This is a genomic window from Mycobacterium sp. G7A2 (assembly GCF_041902445.1).
Classification (GTDB): domain Bacteria; phylum Actinomycetota; class Actinomycetes; order Mycobacteriales; family Mycobacteriaceae; genus Mycobacterium.
The window spans coordinates 4,115,313-4,134,244 of record NZ_CP169251.1 but is presented as its reverse complement, the minus strand read 5'-3'; the positions used below and the strand labels follow the sequence as shown (position 1 = coordinate 4,134,244).

At 68.1% G+C, this 18,932-nt stretch carries 16 protein-coding genes; 8 read left to right on the top strand and 8 right to left on the bottom strand.

Features of this window, described 5'->3' with window-relative positions:
• Positions 1–7 precede the first annotated feature (7 nt).
• Positions 8–2,188 (bottom strand): Rv1355c family protein, encoded by a 2,181-nt coding sequence (locus tag ACEWX3_RS19660; protein ID WP_374157411.1) that lies wholly within the window; start codon positions 2,186–2,188, stop codon positions 8–10.
• A complete protein-coding gene (locus ACEWX3_RS19655; RefSeq protein ID WP_207066403.1) occupies positions 2,185–2,934 on the bottom strand; it encodes a hypothetical protein in 750 nt (249 codons plus the stop codon). The genes ACEWX3_RS19660 and ACEWX3_RS19655 overlap by 4 nt, the downstream gene beginning before the upstream one ends.
• Positions 2,935–3,698: 764 nt before the next feature.
• Here ACEWX3_RS19655 and ACEWX3_RS19650 point away from each other — a divergent pair.
• The 3 genes from ACEWX3_RS19650 to ACEWX3_RS19640 all read left to right on the top strand — a co-directional run bounded on the left by ACEWX3_RS19650 (position 3,699) and on the right by ACEWX3_RS19640 (position 6,466).
• Positions 3,699–4,151, top strand: coding sequence for a MaoC family dehydratase (locus ACEWX3_RS19650; RefSeq protein ID WP_374157410.1), 453 nt, complete (start codon positions 3,699–3,701; stop codon positions 4,149–4,151).
• Between the two features lie 78 nt (positions 4,152–4,229).
• The gene (locus ACEWX3_RS19645; RefSeq protein ID WP_374157409.1) at positions 4,230–5,570 is read left to right on the top strand and encodes a flavin-containing monooxygenase; all 1,341 of its coding nucleotides are present in this window, start codon (positions 4,230–4,232) and stop codon (positions 5,568–5,570) included.
• The gene (locus ACEWX3_RS19640) at positions 5,567–6,466 is read left to right on the top strand and encodes an alpha/beta hydrolase (RefSeq protein WP_374157408.1); all 900 of its coding nucleotides are present in this window, start codon (positions 5,567–5,569) and stop codon (positions 6,464–6,466) included. Before ACEWX3_RS19645 ends, ACEWX3_RS19640 begins: the two co-directional genes overlap by 4 nt.
• Here ACEWX3_RS19640 and ACEWX3_RS19635 read toward each other — a convergent pair.
• Together ACEWX3_RS19635 and ACEWX3_RS19630 are read right to left on the bottom strand one after the other, a co-directional pair.
• The gene (locus ACEWX3_RS19635) at positions 6,460–7,281 is read right to left on the bottom strand and encodes a mycofactocin-coupled SDR family oxidoreductase (protein WP_374157407.1); all 822 of its coding nucleotides are present in this window, start codon (positions 7,279–7,281) and stop codon (positions 6,460–6,462) included. The genes ACEWX3_RS19640 and ACEWX3_RS19635 overlap by 7 nt on opposite strands.
• The gene (locus ACEWX3_RS19630) at positions 7,278–8,450 is read right to left on the bottom strand and encodes an acyl-CoA dehydrogenase family protein (protein WP_374157406.1); all 1,173 of its coding nucleotides are present in this window, start codon (positions 8,448–8,450) and stop codon (positions 7,278–7,280) included. Before ACEWX3_RS19630 ends, ACEWX3_RS19635 begins: the two co-directional genes overlap by 4 nt.
• Positions 8,451–8,550: 100 nt before the next feature.
• Here ACEWX3_RS19630 and fabG point away from each other — a divergent pair, with 100 nt between their 5' ends.
• From fabG to ACEWX3_RS19605, 5 genes are all read left to right on the top strand, one after another.
• Entirely contained in the window at positions 8,551–9,291 is a 741-nt protein-coding gene (gene fabG / locus ACEWX3_RS19625) for a 3-oxoacyl-ACP reductase FabG (RefSeq protein WP_286182865.1), read from the top strand.
• Positions 9,288–10,514 carry an acetyl-CoA C-acetyltransferase gene (locus ACEWX3_RS19620; RefSeq protein WP_374157405.1) on the top strand — a complete coding sequence of 409 codons (1,227 nt, stop codon included), beginning with the start codon at positions 9,288–9,290 and terminating at the stop codon, positions 10,512–10,514. Before fabG ends, ACEWX3_RS19620 begins: the two co-directional genes overlap by 4 nt.
• Positions 10,515–10,516: 2 nt before the next feature.
• Positions 10,517–11,710, top strand: coding sequence for an acyl-CoA dehydrogenase family protein (locus ACEWX3_RS19615; protein WP_207066395.1), 1,194 nt, complete (start codon positions 10,517–10,519; stop codon positions 11,708–11,710).
• Positions 11,711–11,714: 4 nt separating this feature from the next.
• Positions 11,715–12,383 carry a GntR family transcriptional regulator gene (locus ACEWX3_RS19610; RefSeq protein WP_374157404.1) on the top strand — a complete coding sequence of 223 codons (669 nt, stop codon included), beginning with the start codon at positions 11,715–11,717 and terminating at the stop codon, positions 12,381–12,383.
• A gap of 61 nt (positions 12,384–12,444) precedes the next feature.
• Entirely contained in the window at positions 12,445–13,629 is a 1,185-nt protein-coding gene (locus ACEWX3_RS19605; protein WP_374159903.1) for a CaiB/BaiF CoA transferase family protein, read from the top strand.
• Here ACEWX3_RS19605 and ACEWX3_RS19600 read toward each other — a convergent pair.
• The 4 genes from ACEWX3_RS19600 to ACEWX3_RS19585 are packed head-to-tail and all read right to left on the bottom strand — an operon-like array spanning position 13,622 to position 18,927.
• Positions 13,622–15,142 (bottom strand): class I adenylate-forming enzyme family protein, encoded by a 1,521-nt coding sequence (locus tag ACEWX3_RS19600; RefSeq protein ID WP_374157403.1) that lies wholly within the window; start codon positions 15,140–15,142, stop codon positions 13,622–13,624. The two genes, ACEWX3_RS19605 and ACEWX3_RS19600, sit on opposite strands and share 8 nt — an antisense overlap.
• The gene (locus ACEWX3_RS19595) at positions 15,135–16,697 is read right to left on the bottom strand and encodes a class I adenylate-forming enzyme family protein (RefSeq protein WP_374157402.1); all 1,563 of its coding nucleotides are present in this window, start codon (positions 16,695–16,697) and stop codon (positions 15,135–15,137) included. The genes ACEWX3_RS19600 and ACEWX3_RS19595 overlap by 8 nt, the downstream gene beginning before the upstream one ends.
• A gap of 5 nt (positions 16,698–16,702) precedes the next feature.
• Positions 16,703–18,145, bottom strand: a complete 1,443-nt coding sequence (locus tag ACEWX3_RS19590) for a class I adenylate-forming enzyme family protein (RefSeq protein ID WP_374157401.1) — start codon at positions 18,143–18,145, stop codon at positions 16,703–16,705.
• Positions 18,145–18,927 carry an enoyl-CoA hydratase/isomerase family protein gene (locus tag ACEWX3_RS19585; protein ID WP_374157400.1) on the bottom strand — a complete coding sequence of 261 codons (783 nt, stop codon included), beginning with the start codon at positions 18,925–18,927 and terminating at the stop codon, positions 18,145–18,147. The genes ACEWX3_RS19590 and ACEWX3_RS19585 overlap by 1 nt, the downstream gene beginning before the upstream one ends.
• Between the last annotated feature and the right edge of the window lie 5 nt (positions 18,928–18,932).

Here is an 18,932-nt window from a genome sequence, read left to right as displayed (position 1 = left end):
TGTGCAGTCAGGATAAGCCCGGTGCCGTGTGAACGAGCGGTCGCCTGCGGCTACGGACCGAGGCGGGCGGTGCGGTGACGAGTCGCAGGGCCAGGATCTGGGTCTCGCCGTCGGCCGCAGTCGTCAAGTGACGAAACCGTTGCTGCAACTCGGCCAGTTGGCCGGCGAATTCCGGTGAGAGACCGTGAAGGTCGGCGCCGTTGTGTGCGTAGAGGAAGGCGGGGGAGACGGGTTGGACCGCCAGGCCGTGGTGTTGTGCGGTCAACCAGACCGCTTCGGCCGCCGCTCCGCCGTGCGCATAGCCGGTCAGTGACGGATCGCTGCCGATGATCACCGCCAGTGACGAGCTGTTCACTATCCGGTCGCGGGTGTCGGCGCCGAGCCTGGAACCGGCTCCCCAGGATGCCAGCAGCTCCATGACCTCGGTGCGCCTGAGGATGTCGAGCGTCGCGAAATCGGCTGGACTCAGTTCGAGGCTGCGCACATCAATGCCGGTGTCGGGGGATTCATCGCCGGGCCAACGCAATTCGGAGGTCATCTCGCGGTGCAGTTGGGTGGTCAGGTAGCGGATGCGGTCGGCGCCGGACAGCACCTCGCCCGCCGCGTCGAGGTCGGTGCGATCGGTCAGCAACACCAGGCGAGCACCTTCGCGGTGTGCGGCGGTGCTGAGAGCCTCGGCGATGGTGTCGGTCAAGGGCGTTGGGGTGCCTCGGTGCCGGTTGGTCTCCCGTCTCTCGAGAAGCGGGTACAGCGCCGCGAGCTCGGGGTCGGCGTCGGCGCCGCCCAGGTCGATCACCGCGGTGAGCGGAGAGGCGGTCTGGTGTTCGGCGAGGTGCACGTCGCCGAGGACACCGCGAGCGGCGGCGGCCACGCGGGCATTGAAGGTCGCGGCGCCTACGGCGACGGCGCTGCCGCGAAGGTTGACGTCCATCAGCGTGGTGCGCTCGGGAGTGAGGTGGATCGTCACCGTTGCGGCACCGGTCTCGATGCGCCACGGCTGCGCGTTGCCCCCCGACGGTGCCTGATTGGCGGCCAGCGCCACCGCGTGAACCGCGTCGCGGGCGTGCGCCGGTCCCGGTTCGTCCGCCTCGGCCGGTGCGGCTGGTGTGTTGCGGGGATCGACCAGCTCTTCCATGAAGGTCGACATGTCCACACGTACCCGTCCGGACGGAAGGCGCTCACCCAGACCGATTCTGCGTACCGCCTCGGCGACTGCGGATGCGCCGATCAGCACGTCACCGGCGAGCTGCGGCCAGGTCGCCAGCGTCTGGCCGACCTCGACCAGGGACGCTGCGGCGCGTGGTGACAGACTCGCGCCCTCGATGATCCGCAGCACGTGCGGGACCTTGTCCTTGTTGTCCAGCCCGGCCAGGGTGGCGGCGTCGAGTCCTCCGAGCAGCCCGTGGAACACAGGTCGGTCGGGTTCGGAGTCGAAGCGTTCGACGTCGACGAGACCGCGGTCGCTGGTGGCCATCACCACCGGCAACCGGTGCCGGCGTGCGGCTTCCCGGACCAGCGCCTTGACATCGAGGGAGTCGCACTCCTCGACCACGACGTCGAGCCCCTCGAGGAATCCATCGATGCTGTCTGCGGTCACCCCGCGATCATGTACGCGCACAGCGACATAGGGGTCGATCTCGGCGACCCTGCGAGCGGCCACCGTAGCTTTGTTCACGCCGAGGTCGAAAACCGTTGCCGGCACCCGGTTGAGGTTCGACAACTCCAGCTCGTCGAAGTCGGCCAGTCGCAACTCCCCACACAACCCCTGCATCGCCAGCGTGTGAGCGATGGCATGGCCGACGCTGAGCCCGATGATTCCGATCCGCAGTGAGGACAGGTGCTGTTGCTCCGCGATGGTGATCAGGTCGCGGTTGCGGTCGGTCCGGGTTCGCAGATAGGACCGGGGGCCCAGGACGGAGACGAGCGTCCGCCGCCACGGGTAGTAGGCCCAGCGCCGGGGTTCGTCGACGAACTCCAGCCCCGGTGTCGGCAGCAGCTCCGCCAGTGTCCGTGCCTGTTCGGCCACGGTGTCGACGACGGTGACGGTGGGATCGCTGCGCAGGAAGTCGATCAGAGCGCCGTCGTCGGGCAGGGTCGGGTCGAAGACCACGGCGCTGTTCGCATCGCGATGCCGCTCGTGGAATCCAGCAGCATCGGTCCCATGCGTAGCAGAAGGCTCAGACGTCACAACGCATCATCATGCACCGCGGCGAGTGCGGGCTCTGCAGGCCACGCCCGTTGGAGGTCCAGGACCTCGGTGATGATCTTCGAGACCTGCGTGGGTTCGGCGTGTCGAATGAAGGTGTTGCGGTCCCACCACATCATCTTGGTCTGGTAGCGCGAGTCGGGGTACGGCGTGGCCGGAATGGATGCGACCACCCCGCCGGAGGAGCGCCACTTGTCGAGTACGTGCGCCGCCGATGTGGCCATGCAGAATTGCAGCTCCAGCGCGGCCATGGCATGGAAGGCGGTCCGTGCGAGCACTCGGGTGACACGTCGACTCTTGTCCGCGTCGTCGGTGACGAATGCCGTCTTCATCTCGAGTACCCCGAACGGCACGCGGTCGTCGATCATCTTGCGCACCGAGGCCAGGCCCGGCTGCCCCGCCCATTCGACGACGGCATGGGAATCGTCAGCACCGGTGAGAGGGCCGATCGCACGAACTCCGCCGATCACGCGCCCGGTCCGGTCGAGAGCGGCCCAGAACAGCGCGGTGTCATGGCCGTCGCTGATCTCGTCGATGTCCAATGCGCTCTGCACACCGTGCTTGCGGTAGCTTCGATCGGCACCGCGGAGGTATTCGTGCCAGAGTTCGGGATCAGCGGACGGATGCGACATCACCAACGTGCAATCGGCGTCGGCGTCCCACCAACTGTGGGTGGCCACGGCCTGACCGAGGGGGCGATCAGCGACTTGAAGAACGGTATTCGGCATGTTTTTCCCGTCTTGAGTGACCGGCGCATCAAAGCTGGGTCATCGATGACTGGCCATGAGTAACCGGTTTTGTTTGAATACGGCAGGATAAGTATGTCGCCTCGCGCCGCAAATTCCAGCTAGTGTGACTAGATTTTCCAGGGCCGCGACCGCTGGTTATCCAAGATCCTGGTAGAGCAGTACCCGAACGCCAACTTTGGCAACCTCTTTATTTGCAGTGTGAACTGGTTGAGGCGCTACAATTCTATTTCAGCGAACCCGGCTGCCACGGCGATTCACCTTTTGGCAGCGTTTTCTGCAAATGCATGTAAAGCGACGCTAACTTCGCATCGCGACGCTGTTATTCCGAAACGTCGGTCGCGCCGAGGGTTGATCATGTCCGCGCGTGCGGCACGATGACTTGTCCGGTAATGCGTTCGCTGGTTTGTGTCGGGCAACCGCGCGCCGACGCGGTGCACACGGCGCCGGCGTCGGCTGAGCCGACTGGGCTGAGGTGTCGGCTGAGCCGACTGGGCTGAGGTGTCGGCTGAGCCGACTGGGCTGAGGTGTCGGCTGAGCCGACTGGGCTGAGGTGTCGGCTGAGCCGACTGGGTTGATGTGTCGGCTGAGTCGACTGGGTTGATGTGTCGGCTGAGTCGACTGGGTTGATGTGTCGGCACAGCCGACCGGGCCGATGTGGCCGGGGCGCCGCGCGGCTGTGGCACTGTGTAACGGCGCACGGGTACTCGCCGTGCACGTCCCGTTCCGACGTCGAAGGAGACGCCGTGCAGAAGTTCAATGGACTATCGGAGTTGGCTGCCGCAGAGGGCGCAGAACTCGGGCCCACCGAATGGTTGGAGATCACCCAGGATCGTGTCGACCTCTTCGCCGACGCCACCGAGGATCATCAATGGATTCACGTCGATCCCGAGCGGGCCGCCAATGGCCCCTTCGGCGGGACGATCGCGCACGGATTGTTGACGCTGTCGCTGCTGCCCCACTTCACGCATCAGCTGTACACCGTCGACAACATCGCGATGGCCATCAACTACGGCTACAACAAGGTCCGGTTCATCACTCCGGTGCGGGTCGGAGCCAGGCTGCGCGCCCGCGCGGTGATCGCCTCGGTCGCCCAACTCGACAATGCCGTGCAGGCGACGCTGAACACGACTGTCGAGATCGAGGGTGCCGAGAAGCCCGCTGCCGTCGCGGAGTCGATTGTGCGCTTCCTGGGCTGAGCACCTCCGACATGTGTCAGTAACCGTTGACGTACGTCAAAAACGCTCGTAGATTGCGTGACGACGTGAGGAGCGACGGTGGATCAGGCACACCAGCAGGTCGCCGTGATCGGCGCGGGGATCAGCGGTTTGACGGCCGGCAAGATGCTCAAGGATTACGGCGTCGCCTACACCACGTTCGAGACCTCCGACCGCATCGGGGGGAACTGGGCATTCGCGAATCCCAACGGACACAGCAGCGCCTACCGGTCGCTGCACATCGACACCTCGAAGCATCGCCTGTCGTTCAAGGACTTTCCGATGCCCGAGCATTACCCGTCGTTTCCGCACCACACGCAGATCAAGGCCTACCTCGACGACTACGCCGACGCCTTCGGGCTGTCCGAGCACATCGAGTTCGAAAACGGTGTCGTACAGGCCGAACCCGATACCGGCGGCGGGTGGCGCCTGGTCGACCAGGCGGGCGCGCAGCGTCACTTCGACCTGCTGGTCGTCGCCAACGGGCATCACTGGGACCCGCGGCTGCCCGACTTCCCGGGTACCTTCGCCGGCGAGTCGATGCATTCCCATTCCTACGTCGACCCGACGGCGCCGCTGCATCTGCGCGGAAAACGGATCCTCGTGGTCGGCATCGGCAACAGCGCCGCCGACATCACCGTCGAACTGTCGTCGAAGGCGCTGGACAATCACGTCACGCTGTCGACGAGGTCCAGCGCGTGGATCGTGCCCAAGTACATCGCGGGCCGTCCCGGCGACACGTTGTTCCGGACCTCGCCGCATGTTCCGCTGTCCTGGCAGCGCAAGGCAATACAGCTGATCGCTCCGATGTTGGGCACCGACCCGACGATGTACGGGCTGCCGCCGGCCGATCACAAGCTCTTCGAGGCGCATCCGACGCAGTCGGTCGAACTACCGTTGCGGCTCGGTTCGGGCGACGTGGTGCCCAAGCCGAACGTCGCTCGCCTCGACGGTGACACCGTGCACTTCGTCGACGAGACCAGCGACGTGTTCGACGTCATCATCTACGCCACCGGTTACAACATCACGTTTCCGTTCTTCGACCCGCAGTTCATCAGCGCGCCGGGCAACCAGCTGCGGCTCTACAAGCGGATGTTCAAGCCAGGTGTCGAGAACCTGGTGTTCATGGGCTTCGCGCAGGCGGTCCCGACGCTGTTCCCGTTCGTCGAGTGCCAGGCGCGCCTGCTCGCCGCGTACGCCGTCGGGCAGTACGCGTTGCCCTCCGTGAACCAGATGGAGCGGGTGATCGACGCCGACCAGCAACTGCATGCCGGACACTGCACCGACCGGCCGCGCCACACCCAGCAGGTCGACTACTTCGTCTACGAGCACGATCTGCGTTGCCGCGAGATCCCGGCCGGGCGGGAGCGCGCCCGGCGGCCGGCGCGGGTCGGGTCATGATCCCGGTCGAGGTCGACTTCGTCAGCGGTGGCGACGTCTGCAGCGCATGGCATTTCGCCGGTGAGGGAAGAGATTCCGTCCGCAGGCCGGTGGTGGTCATGGCGCACGGGTTCGGCGGGACGAAGGATTCCGGCCTCGCGCCGTTCGCCGCACGGATCGCCGGGGCGGGAGCGGACGTGTTGGCCTTCGACTACCGGGGTTTCGGCGCCTCGCAGGGCCGGCCCCGACAGTCGCTGTCGGTTCGTCGCCAGATCGCCGATTATCACGCCGCCGTCGATGCCGCCGCCGCGCTACCCGGTGTGGACCCGAGCAAGGTGGTGCTGTGGGGCGCGTCGTTCTCCGGCGGCCACGTCCTGCGCGTGGCTGCGGAGCGCGACGACGTCGGCGCGGTCATCGCGATGACCCCGTTGACCAGCGGGATGGCGGTCAGCCGAGCGGCGATGAAGTCGCGCGATCTGACCACCTCCCTTCGCTGGACCCTGACCGGGATCCGGAGCAAGGTGTCGGTCACCCGAGGTGGAGCCCCGACCATGATGCCGCTGGTGTCACCCGTGGGTGGGGGCGGGGCGCTGGCGTTGGACGGAGCTGACGAGAGCTACCGTGCGATGGCCGGCCCCACCTGGCGCAACGAAATCGACTGCTCGGTGGGGCTCGAGGTGTTCGGTGTCCGAACGGCTGCGGCGGCCAAGCGGTTACGGTGCCCGCTGCTGGTACAGATCGCCGATTTCGACTCCTACGTCCCGGCCGACGCGGTGGCTGCCACGGCGGCACACGGTCGAGCACAGGTCCATCACTATCCCTGCGACCACTTCGACGTGTGGCCCGGCCACGACTGGTTCGAAAAGGCCGTCGGCGACCAGATCGCGTTCCTGCGCCGGACCGTCGCTGCTCAGTAGTGCGTCGAACCCTGGTCGACGGGTATCGCGCTGGCAGTCACGTACTTGGACTCGTCACTGGCCAGCCAGCACACCGCATCGGCGACGTCCTCGGGTTGCACGGCCCACGTCGGCAAGAACGGGGTCATCATGTTGGCCAGCTGGGGATTGGTGTCCATCGCCGCACCCAGCGCCGTCACCATGTCGCCGGTGGCCATGGCGGTGAGGACCGGGCCGGGGTGGACGCTGTTGACCCGGATCGAATGCCGTCCGAGTTCGGCGGCGAAGGCGCGCGCCATCCCCGTCACCGCGTGCTTGCTGGCGGTGTAGTGGATCATGAACGGCTGCAGCTTGATTCCGGCAGCCGAGCTGATCAGGATGACCGACCCGCCGCGACCGCCGGCGATGATCTTGTCGGCGCCGGCCATGACCGTGTTCCACGTGCCCGTGACGTTGATGTCCATCACGTCGCGGAAGTCCTTGGGGCTTATCATGTCCCATGCCTGCGGCGCGGTCACCCCGGCATTGGCCACGATGACGTCGAGGCGACCGAGTGCGGCGACGCCCGCTTCGACGGCCTGGTTCAGGCCGTCGGCGTCGCGGGTGTCGACGGCCGAGGCCACGATGCGTCGGCCCGTCGCCTCCACGAGCCGGACGGTGTCGGCGAGATCGTCGGGGGTCGCGGGATCGTAGGGGACGCAGTCCGGCAGCGGGCCGGCGATGTCGACGGCGATGATGTCGGCGCCCTCGCTCGCCATCCGGACGGCGTGGGCGCGGCCCTGGCCCCGGGCTGCGCCGGTGACGAACGCGACCCGGTCCTCCAGGCGCCGGTTCACCGGGCGTCTCGCTGCGCCGCCTTGACGAGGTTGGATCCGACGATGAGCCGTTGGATCTCGCTGGTGCCTTCGTAGAGGCGAAGCAGCCGCACCTCGCGGTAGATCCGTTCGACGGGAACGCCCCGCATGTATCCGGCACCGCCGTGCACCTGAACCGCGAGATCCGCCACCTCGCCGGCCATTTCGGTGCAGAACAACTTGGCCGCCGACGGAGCGACCCGGCGGTCCTCGCCGGTCAGCCAGAGCCGCGCCGCCTCGCGCACCATCGCCCGACCAGCCATCACCCCGGCCTGCTGATCGGCCAGCATCGCCTGGACCAGTTGAAAGTTACCGATCGGGGTGCCGCCCTGCGTCGCAGTGGCCGCGTAGGCGACCGACTCGTCGAGCGCGCGCTGGGCGGCGCCCACGGCCAGCGCCGCGATGTGGATGCGCCCGCGGGCCAGCGAGGTCATCGCCGCCCGGTAACCGTGGTCTTCGCTGCCGCCGATCAGCGCCTCATCGCCGACCCGGACGTCGGTGAGGTTCACGTCGGCCGTCCAGGCGCCCTCCTGACCCATCTTCGCGTCCTTGGCGCCGACCTCGACTCCGGCAGTGTCGGCGGGCACCAGGAACACCGCGATACCCGGTCCTGCGTCGTCGGCGGGGCGGGTGCGGGCGAACACGATGAACAGGTCGGCGACCGGTGCGTTGGTGATGTACTGCTTGGCCCCGTCGATCACCCACGACGCGCCGTCGCGAACTGCCTTGGTCTTCAATCCGGAGGGGTTGGAGCCGGCGCCCGGCTCGGTCAGCGCGAAGGACGCGACCACCTCGCCCGAGGCGATGCGTTCCAGCCATCGGCTCTTCTGCTCGTCGGTGCCGAATCCGACGAGCACCTGGCCGGCGATGCCGTTGTTGGTGCCGAACATCGATCGCAGCGCCAGGGAGGTGTAACCGAGTTCCATGGCCAGTTCGACGTCCTGGCCGATGTGCAGGCCGAGGCCGCCCCACTGCTGCGGAATCGCATAGCCGAACAACCCCATCTTCATGGCCTGGTCGCGCAGATCGTCGGGCACCCGGTCCTCGGCAAGGATTTCCTGCTCGCGGGGCACGACCGCGGTGCGGACGAAGTGCCGAGTCTGGCCCAGGATGTCCTGGAAGTCGTCGTCACTGACTTCGGCGGTAGTCATCGGTGTTCGCTCTCCTCGGTGGCCTGCGTCTCGAATATCGTATATGAAATACGATAACGTCCGACGGTGTCGGGAGACGAACAGAGGGTTGGTGACAGACGTGCCATTGCTGACGGGAAAGACCGCGGTGATCACCGGAGGGGCGCAGGGGCTGGGATTCGCGATCGCCCAGTGCTTCGTCGCCGAGGGGGCCCGCGTGGTGCTGGGTGACGTCAACGGCGAGGCCACTCGGACGGCGGCCACACAACTGGGTGGTGAGTCCGTTGCCCGGGCCGTTCAGTGCGATGTGACCAGCGCCGCCGAGGTGGAGGCCCTCGTGGCTGCCGCAGTCGACGGTTTCGGCGGGTTGGACATCATGGTCAACAACGCGGGAATCACGCGCGACGCCACGATGCGCAAGATGACCGAGGAGCAGTTCGACCAGGTCATCGCGGTCCATCTGAAGGGGACGTGGAACGGTCTGCGCGCTGCGGGCGCGGTGATGCGCGACGCCAAGAGCGGAGCGATCGTGAACATGTCGTCCATCTCCGGCAAGGTGGGCATGGTCGGGCAGACCAACTATTCGGCAGCCAAGGCGGGCATCGTCGGGATGACCAAGGCGGCGTCCAAGGAACTGGCCTACCTCGGCGTGCGCGTCAACGCGATACAACCGGGTCTGATCCGTTCGGCAATGACAGAGGCCATGCCGCAACGGATCTGGGATTCCAAGGTGGCCGAGGTGCCGATGGGCCGGGCCGGCGAGCCCGAAGAAGTAGCCAGGGTCGCGCTGTTCCTGGCCTCCGATCTGTCCTCGTACATGACCGGCACGGTTCTCGAGGTCACCGGCGGGCGACACCTGTGACAGTGGACGCGGTCATCTGCGAGCCGGTGCGCACGCCGATCGGCCGTTACAACGGGATGTTCACGAGCCTGACGGCCGTCGACCTGGGTGTCACCGCGCTGCAGGGCCTGCTCTCCCGCACCGGTGTGGCGCCCGATGCGGTCGAGGACGTCATCGTCGGGCACTGTTATCCGAGTATGGAGGCGCCGGCGATCGGTCGGGTGATCGCCCTGGACGCCGGACTGCCGGCGAGTGTGCCGGGCATGCAGATCGACCGCCGCTGCGGGTCGGGACTGCAGGCGGTGATCCAGGCCTGCCTGCAGGTGGCGAGCGGAGCCAACGAGCTCGTCGTCGCCGGCGGCGCCGAATCGATGAGCAATGTGGTGTTCCACTCCACCGACATGCGCTGGGGCGGTGCTCGTGGCGGCATCACCGTGCACGACGCGCTGGCGCGCGGCCGCACCACCGCAGGCGGCAAGAATTACCCGGTGCCCGGCGGCATGCTCGAGACCGCCGAGAACCTGCGACGCGAGTACGGCATTCCGCGCGAAGAACAGGACGAACTCGCCGTGCTGTCGCACCGGCGGGCAGTCGCAGCCCAGAAGACGGGGCAGCTCGCGGGGGCCATCATCCCGGTGACGGTGTCGACCCGCGCCGGGCAGGAGGTGATCGACACCGACGAGCATCCCCGCGCCGACACCACCGTGGAAGCACTGGGCAAACTCAAACCGGTTCTCGGCAAGAGCGATCCGGAGGCGACGGTGACCGCGGGCAACTCCAGCGGACAGAACGACGCTGCGTCGATGTGCCTGGTGACCACTCCGGCGAAGGCCGCGGAGCTGGGACTCACTCCACTGGTTCGGCTGGTCTCCTGGGCGGTCGCGGGGGTGGCGCCGCACCTGATGGGCATCGGTCCGGTACCGGCCACCGAGGCAGCGCTAGGCAAGGCCGGGCTCACGCTGGCCGACATGGACCTCATCGAGCTCAACGAGGCGTTCGCCGCTCAGGCACTGGCCTGCCTGCGGGAATGGAAGTTCGGCGACGCCGATCTGGAGCGCACCAACGTGCACGGGTCGGGCATTTCGCTGGGCCACCCGGTCGGAGCCACCGGTGGGCGGATGCTCGCAACGCTGGCGCGCGAACTGCACCGTCGCGGTGGCCGTTTCGGCCTGGAAACGATGTGCATCGGCGGCGGCCAGGGGCTGGCCGCGGTGTTCGAGACCGTCACCGCGAAAGGGGCGTAGCCATGACCAAACTGGCCCAGACGCTCGGCCTGACCGAGTTCCAGACCGAAATAGTCGCCACCGTGCGGCAGTTCGTCGACAAGGAGATCATTCCCAGCGCACAGGAACTCGAGCACGCCGACGAGTACCCGCGGGCCATCGTCGACGCGATGAAGGAGATGGGCCTGTTCGGGCTGATGATCCCCGAAGAGTTCGGTGGGCTGGGGGAATCGCTGCTGACCTACGCGCTGTGCGTCGAGGAACTCGCACGCGGCTGGATGAGCGTGTCAGGCGTGATCAACACCCACTTCATCGTCGCCTACATGATTCGGCAACACGGCACCGACGAACAGAAGCGCTACCACCTGCCCAAGATGGCCACCGGAGAGTCCCGCGGCGCGTTCTCGATGTCCGAACCCGAACTCGGCTCCGATGTCGCGGCGATCCGGACCCGGGCGAGGAACAACGGCGACGGCACCTACACCATCGACGGCCAGAAGATGTGGCTGACCAATGGTGGGAGCTCCACGTTGGTGGCGGCGCTGGTTCGCACCGACGAGGGCGCCGACAAGCCCCACCGCAACCTGACCGCGTTCCTGGTCGAAAAGCCCAGTGGTTTCGGTGAAGTGGCGCCGGGACTGGTCATCCCCGGGAAGCTCGACAAACTGGGCTACAAGGGGATCGACACCACGGAGCTGATCTTCGACGGCTATCAGGCCGACGCCACGGATGTTCTCGGCGAGGCGCCCGGTCAGGGGTTCTTCCAGATGATGGACGGTGTCGAGGTCGGCCGGGTGAACGTCTCGGCGCGCGCCTGCGGCGTGGGTATCCGCGCTTTCGAGCTCGCCGTGCGGTATGCCCAGCAGCGCAGCACCTTCGGCAAGCCGATCGCCGAGCACCAGGCCATCGCGTTCCAGCTCGCCGAGATGGCGACCAAAGTCGAGGCAGCCCATCTGATGATGGTCAACGCGGCCCGCATGAAGGACTCCGGGGAACGCAACGACGTGGCGGCCGGTATGGCGAAGTACTTCGCCAGCGAGGTGTGTGCCGAGGTCACTCAGCAGAGTTTCCGGATCCACGGCGGCTACGGCTACTCCAAGGAGTACGAGATCGAGCGGCTCATGCGCGACGCGCCGTTCCTGCTGATCGGCGAGGGCACCAGCGAGATCCAGAAGAACATCATCAGCAAGCGGTTGCTCGCGGACTACCGGGTGTGACGGGATGAGCGTCCCCGATTTCGCCGTGCGTCCGCAGCTCGCCGAGGATGTTGCACGCTTTGTCCGGCGGCGGATCTTCGACGGGTTCTACGCAGCCGGGGCCTACGTGCGTCTGGACCAGCTCGCCGCGGAGCTGGGTGTCAGCGTCACCCCGGTGCGCGAGGCGCTGTTCGAACTCAAGGCAGAAGGGTTGCTCGAGCAGCAACCCCGCCGCGGTTTCGTGGTGCGTCCGGTGACGCACCGCGACGTCACCGACGTGTCGAACGTGCAGGCCTACCTCGGCGGGGAACTGACGGCCAGGGCGGCGGTCGGTATCACGGAAGCCCAGTTGCGCGAGCTCGAGCAGATCCAGAACGAGTTGGAGCGTGCCTACGCCGCCGACGACGGGGAACGCGCGGTACGGCTGAACCACGAGTTCCACCGGGCGATCAACGTGGCCGCAGATTCGCCGAAGCTGGCCCAACTGATGTCGCAAATCACCCGCTACGCACCGGAATCGCTGTTTCCCGCCATCAGTGGGTGGCCCGAGAAGTCCAACGCCCACCACCGCCACATCCTGTCCGCGCTCCGCGCTCGCGACGAGTCTGCGGCGCGCAGCGCGATGTCGGAGCATCTGGCCGCCGGAGCCGAGCCGTTGATCGCCCACCTGACCCGCCGCGGCGTGATCGAGTGATGTCGGTGTCGCCGCCCACCCGCACGGTCGCGGCGCGATGACCGAGGAGGGGAAAGCGCCGATGCGGGTCCTCGACGGGGTACGGGTGCTGGATTTCGGCCGCTTCATCGCCGCACCGTGGTGTTCGGCCCTGTTGGCCGACATGGGCGCCGACGTCATCCGCGTCGAGAAGCGGGACGGTGGGGAAGATCGGTGGGTGCAGTCGGTCACCGAGACCGGCGAAGGCGCAACCTTTCTGCAGTGCAACCGCAACAAGCGCTCGCTGACGTTGGACACCACGACCGACGAGGGCAGGACGGTAACCCGTCGGCTGGTGGCCGGCGCCGACATCGTCATCGCCAACATGCCTGCCGCGAGCATGCGGGCCAGTGGGCTGGATTACGACTCGCTGCGCGCGGTCAAGCCGGACATCATCCTGGCCAGCGCCACCGCTTACGGCGAGGGCGGTCCTTACAGCGACCGCATCGGGTTCGACGGGGCAGGACAAGTCATGTCGGGGGCGACCTACCGTCAGGGGCTGCCGGACCGACCCATTCGCACGGTGGTCCCGTACGCCGACTTCGGCACGGCGCTGACGATGACCATCGGCGTGATGATGGCGTTGTATCACCGCGACCGCACCGGGGTGGGTCAGCATGTCGAAGGAGCATTGCTACCCACCGCGCTGATGCTGTCCAACGCCTTCCTGATCGAACGTGACCTGCTGGGAACCGACAAGCCCCGCATGGCCAACCAGGGCACGTCCGTGGCGCCCTGCGATCTGTATCCCACCCGCGACGGCGGGTGGGTACTTCTGCAGGTGGCCGGTCAGCCCATGTTCAGGCGGTGGTGCCGGTTGGTCGGGCGCCCCGAACTTGCCGATGACCCCAGGTTCGCCGACGACGACCTGCGGTGGCGTCACGGTGATGAACTCAACGACATCATGAGTCGGTGGTGCGCGGACAAGACCAAGGCCGAGGTCCTCGGACTGCTCGAGTCGGCGAAGCTGCCGGCCGCGCCGATGCACTCCACCGCCGATGTCCTCGACGACCCGCACGTCGCGGCGATGGGATACCTCAAGCGGGTCGACTTCCCCGGCGCTGCGCATGACGTGCCGATCATCGAGACACCGTTCCGGCTCTCGCAGACCCCGGGTGAGATCCGCAGGCGTGCACCCCTGCTGGGGGAGCACTCCGACGAGGTGCTCCGCGAGGCGGGCTATTCCGACGCCGACATCACCGGCCTGCGCACCCGCCGGGTCATCTGAGCAGAAGCATCGCCCGCAACCGGGCCGCGTCGACCTTTCCGGTTGCCCCGCGGGGCACCGCATTCTCGTCGTCGAGCAGCGTCCACACCGTGGGCACCTTGAAGGTGCTGAGCACCGACCTGGCTGCGGCGCGCAGGTCTGCGACGGTCGTGGGTGCGTCGCACACGACGGCGGCGCCGACCCGCCCACCGGCCGGGCCCGCGACGTTGGTCACGAACGCCGCCCGGACACCGGGCAGGCCGCGCAACGCCCGCTCGACCTCGCTCGGATACACCGTGGCTCCGCTGACCTTGAACATGTCGTCCGCCCGGCCGTCGAAGAACAGGAAGCCGTCGGCGTCGAGGTGGCCGAGATCGCCGGTGGTGTAATAACCGTCGGGCGTGAAGACGTCGGTCCTGCTGCGCCGGCAGATGCCCCGCATCACGTGGGGTCCCCGGATCTGGATCATGCCGGATTCGCCGGTGGCCACCGGTGTGCCGGTGTCGGGGTCGACCACCCGCACCGTCATCCCGTCGAACGGCTTTCCACAGCTGCCCCAGGCGGATTCGGGCATGTCGGTGTCGGCCGGGTAGCCACAGTACGGGCCGAACGACTCGGTCATTCCGAACAGCCGGGCCCTGGACCCCGGCCGGGAGCGCTCGCCTGCGGGAAGCAGCGCGTCGAGGCTGCCGGGCTTCAACGCGCTGAGGTCGGCTGTCGCCGCGTCGGCCAGGTCGCGGTGTCGGGCCAACGCCTCGGCCTGGTCCGGCCAGCCGCGGAACAGCGTCACCCGTTCGGCGGCCAGCAACCGCAACGTCGAATCCGGTTCGGGCACCGCCTCGGTCACCAGGGTGGCGCCCGCTACCAGCGCCGACAACAGGCCGCCGGCGAATCCGCCGACCCAGAAGAACGGCATCGGCAGGTACAGCCGGGTGTCGGCGTCCACGCAGCGGGCCGCCAGGCCTGACCGCACCGCATCGACGGCGTTGCCGTGCGAGTGCCGGACCCCCTTGGGGGCGCCGCTGCTGCCCGAGGTGAACAGGATGGCCAGCGGGTCGGCCGGGCGCACGGTCCGCGCCAGCACGTCGGCGACCCGGTGTGCGGGCGCGCCTGTCGTGGCGGGCAGCGCCGCAGCAGAGTGCACGGTTCGCAGCGCGGGCAGCTCGCCGACCGGCGGCAGGTCGTCCAGATAATGCCGCCCCCGGAACTCGTCGACCGCGATCAGGTGCTGCACGGCCGCGGTCCGGAGCGCCGCGCTCAACTCCGGCGGGGTGGACAAGGTGCTCAGCGGAACCAGCACGGCGCCGATCCTGGTCAGCGCGAACGCGATCCGGGCCCAGGAGACGCCGTTGGGCATCAGCAGACCGACCCGGCAGCCCTTGCCGATACCGGCGTCGAGGAACGCGGCGGCCAGTTCGAGGGTCTGGATGTCGAGCTCGCGGTAGGTGAGCCGCTCCCCGGGGTCCACGACGGCGTCCTTGGCGGGGTGGCGGCGGGCTGCATCGCGCAGCAGGGCGTCGAGCGTGTCAGACATCGAACAGCCCTACCAGTGCGGCGAGATCCACCTTGCCGCTGGAGCGCAACGGGAGGTCGGTGCGCCGGATGGTGGTGAACCGGCGCGGGATCTTGTAGCTGGACAGCCGGGTGCACAACCCGTTGCGCAGCCGACTCTCATCGACCGGATGTCCGCCGTCGGTGGCGATCACCGCGGCGACGACCTGACCGCGCTCCGGGTGGTCGAGGCCGAGAACGTGGACGGTGGCATCGACACCGAGCGCCTCACAGACTTCGGTCAGTGCGTTCTCCACCTCTGAGGGCGCCACATTCGCCCCGGATGTCTTGATCATCGAACCGGCACGGCCGAGGAAGTAGAACAGCCCGTCGTCGTCGCGGCGCACGAGGTCCCCGGTGTGGAACCAGCCGTCGGGGTCGAAGCAGTCCTCGCGACGTCGGCCGTGGTAGCCCTCCATCAGAAACGGCCCTCGAAGCAACAGTTCTCCCGCGGAGGCCTCCGCACCGGTGTCGGGGTCGACGACCCGGGTCTCGAATCCGGGGGCGGGGCATCCGTAGCCACCGCGCCGGGATTCGGGCTGGTCGGACTCGTCTCCGCTGATGAGCACCACGCTGCCGGCCTCGGTCATGCCGAGCATGTTGTGACGCAGCTGTGGATCGGCGGGGCGGACGTCGGGCGACATGATGGGGTACAGGTTGCCGCGCCGCACCGAGCTCAGGTCCCGTGCCGGGAAGCTCGGGTGCCGGGTGAGGTGCGCGATGCCACCGACGAAACCATTGGTGAGGGTTGGCTTCTCGGACTCGATCAGGTCCAGTGTCACCGCCGCGTCGGTGGCCGTGGAGCAGACCAGCGTGGCCCCGGCGACCATGGTGGCCAGCAACCCGAACGCGAACCCGCCGATCCAGAAGAACGGCGAGTTGCAGAACAGGCGGTCCTCACCCTGGAACCGGCGGATCGTGTTGAGGTTGTGTTGATGGGCCAGCAGAGCCTCGTGTGTGTGCACGACGCCCTTGGGGGCGCTGGTGGAGCCCGACGTGTAGATCACCGAGAGCACATCACATCCATCGACGTCGTCTTCGAGCGCCGCCACCGCGGCGTGGTCGCCGCCCGGCATTTCCGACACGTCCTCGGTGAACACGATGTGGCGCAGCGCAGGCACCACCGCGCTCATGATCGGGCCGGGCACCGGCAGCGCCTCGCCGAGCGCCTCGGTCAGCCGATGCACGTAGTGGTGCGAACGATGGGACCTTGTCGCCAGCAGCACCGCCACATCGCTGTCGAGGAGCTGGGCCCGCAGTTCCGGAGCGGTGCTGAACGTCGAGAACGGCACCACCACCGCGCCGATCCGGGCGGCTGCCAGCATCGCGACCACGAACTGTGCCCCGTTGGGGTACAGCAGACCGACGTGGGTGCCCTTGCCGACCCCGAGCGCGATCAGGCGCGCCGCCAACGCCGATGAGCGGGCGGTTGCCTGGGTGTAGCTGAGGCGCTCGTCGTCACACACGAGCAGTGCCTTGTCGCCGAGGCCGGCCCGGGCGTGCAGCAGCGCAGGGATCGTCACTTCAGCCGGGACCATGCGCGTCACACCCGGGCGAAGTGTGACCGTACGGCGGTCAGGTCGGGCTTGCCCGAAGGGGTTCGGGGGAGGGAGTCGACCACCATGATCTCGGTGGGGACCTCGTAACGCGCCAGCCGGGTGTGCAGGAAGTCGATCAGGTCGTCGACGGAGGCGTCGGCTCGTAGTTCGACCAGCGCCACCGGCGTCTCTCCGAGTCGCGGGTCAGGCTGCCCGACCACAGCGGCGCCGGTGACTGCGGGATGCTGCTCCAGCGCCGCGCGCACGTCGTCCGGCATCACCTTGAAGCCGCCCCGGATGATCGCCTGATCGGACCGCCCGAGAATCCACAGGAATCCGTCGGCGTCGATGCGGGCGATGTCGGTGGTGCGCAGCCATCCGGCATCTGGGCCGAACTGCGCAGGGATGACCTCCAGGAGCCCTGGCTCGTCGGGCCCGAGCGGCGCACCGGTGTCGGGGTCGACGACCCGCAGTTGTGCGCCAGGGTTGGCGCGCCCGACACTGCCTCGTTTGGCCTGCCAGTGATCCCGGTGGTCGGCCGGGGTCCAGCCGGCCACGCCGCCACCGAATTCCGTTGCCGCGTAGGAGGTCAGCACGGGAATGCCGAATTTCTCGGTGAACGCGTCGGCATCGTCGGCCGACAGCGGTGCGGTTCCCGAGGTGACCGCGCTGACCCCGGCGAGGTCGGCGCGGGTCAGATCCGAGTGCAACACCATCCGCAGTGCGGCCGGGACCAGCGACACTGCGCGGGGCCGGTACTCGCGCACCGCGCGCGCCCACGGGTCCAGTTCGAACCGACGCAACAGCACGAACGGCCGGGCTTCGGCGATGCACAGCAGCACCCGGAACACCCCGCCGACGTGTACCAGCGGAGCGTTGACGATGGCGACGCCGCTGCGCACCCGCGTCGGTGCGTCGGCCTGCTCCGGATCGGCGCCGATGACGCTGCGGGCCAACATGTCGTAGGTCAGGTCGACCCGTTTGGGCGGGCCGGTGGTTCCGCTGGTCAGCATCGACACCGCGACGCCGGGCCGGCCGGGGTCGTCGGGCGCGGTGCCTTCACCGACCTCGGGTGGGGTCTGTAGATCGCTGATGGCAATCCTGGTCGCGGCGGACTCGCCGGCCAGCGCGGTCAGGTCACCGGCCAGGCCGACGAGCACCGGCAGCCGCAACGCCTCGATGTCCGCGCGGGTCCGCTCGTCGCCGCGGCCCGGGTTGATCGCCACCACGGTTCCTCCCGCCGAGAGCACCCCGAGCAGGGCTGCGACGTGGGCGGGCTCGTTGCGCAGCATGATCCCGACCCGGCCCCGGCCGGCCAGTGCCGCCACCCTGCGGGCGAGGGTGGCCACCTCGGCGAAGGTGTGCCACCGGCCGTCGAATTCGAGGGCCCGCGCGGCGGGGTCGAGGTCGAGCACCGCGTCGATGCGTCGCGACAGGGGGTGGCCCATCAGCGGATCCGGGGTGTCGACTTCGGGATGGGCCGCTCGGCGAGTTCGGCCTTGGCGAGCGGGTTGCCCAGCCGGGTGTAGATCAGGCCCTGGTCCATCGCCGCGCGGTAGGGCTTGTCGAGAGATTCCCAGATCGCCTTGACGGTGCCCTGGGTGGCGGTCGGCGGCTTGGTGGCGATGCACGCCGCGATGTCGTGGGCGCGGTCCCAGAGTTGTTGTTCGGCGACCACCTCGGTGACCAGCCCGATGCGCAGCGCGGTCTGCGCGCCGACCCGCTCGTCGTTGCCCATCAGCGCCATCCGCAGCGTGTCGCCGAGCCCGACGCGGCGCATCAGCCCGACCGGCTCGAGCGCCGAGACCAGCCCGGCGCTGACGTGGGAGTCGAAGAACGTCGCACCGTCCGAGCAGATCACCACGTCGGCCTCGTTGACGAAATACAGCGCGCCCGCGGTGCACATGCCCTGCACCGCGCAGACCACCGGCTTCCACATCTTCTGCCACTTCGGGCTGAGCAGCTCGCCGGGATCCTCGTGGTTCCACACGATGTCGGGCTGCCCGTACCTGGACTTGACGTCCAGGCCAGCCGAGAAAGCGCGCTCGCCCGCGGCGCGCAGCACCACCGCGTTGATGCCCTCGTCGGCCTTGATCAGGTGCCAGACCCACCGCATTTCCTCGCACATCCGTCGGTTGAACGAGTTCAGCGCCTCCGGCCGGTTCAGGGTGACCGTCGCGACCCGGTCTCGGTGGTCCAGGTCGAGCAGTACGGTTTCGAAGTCCTCCATCGGTG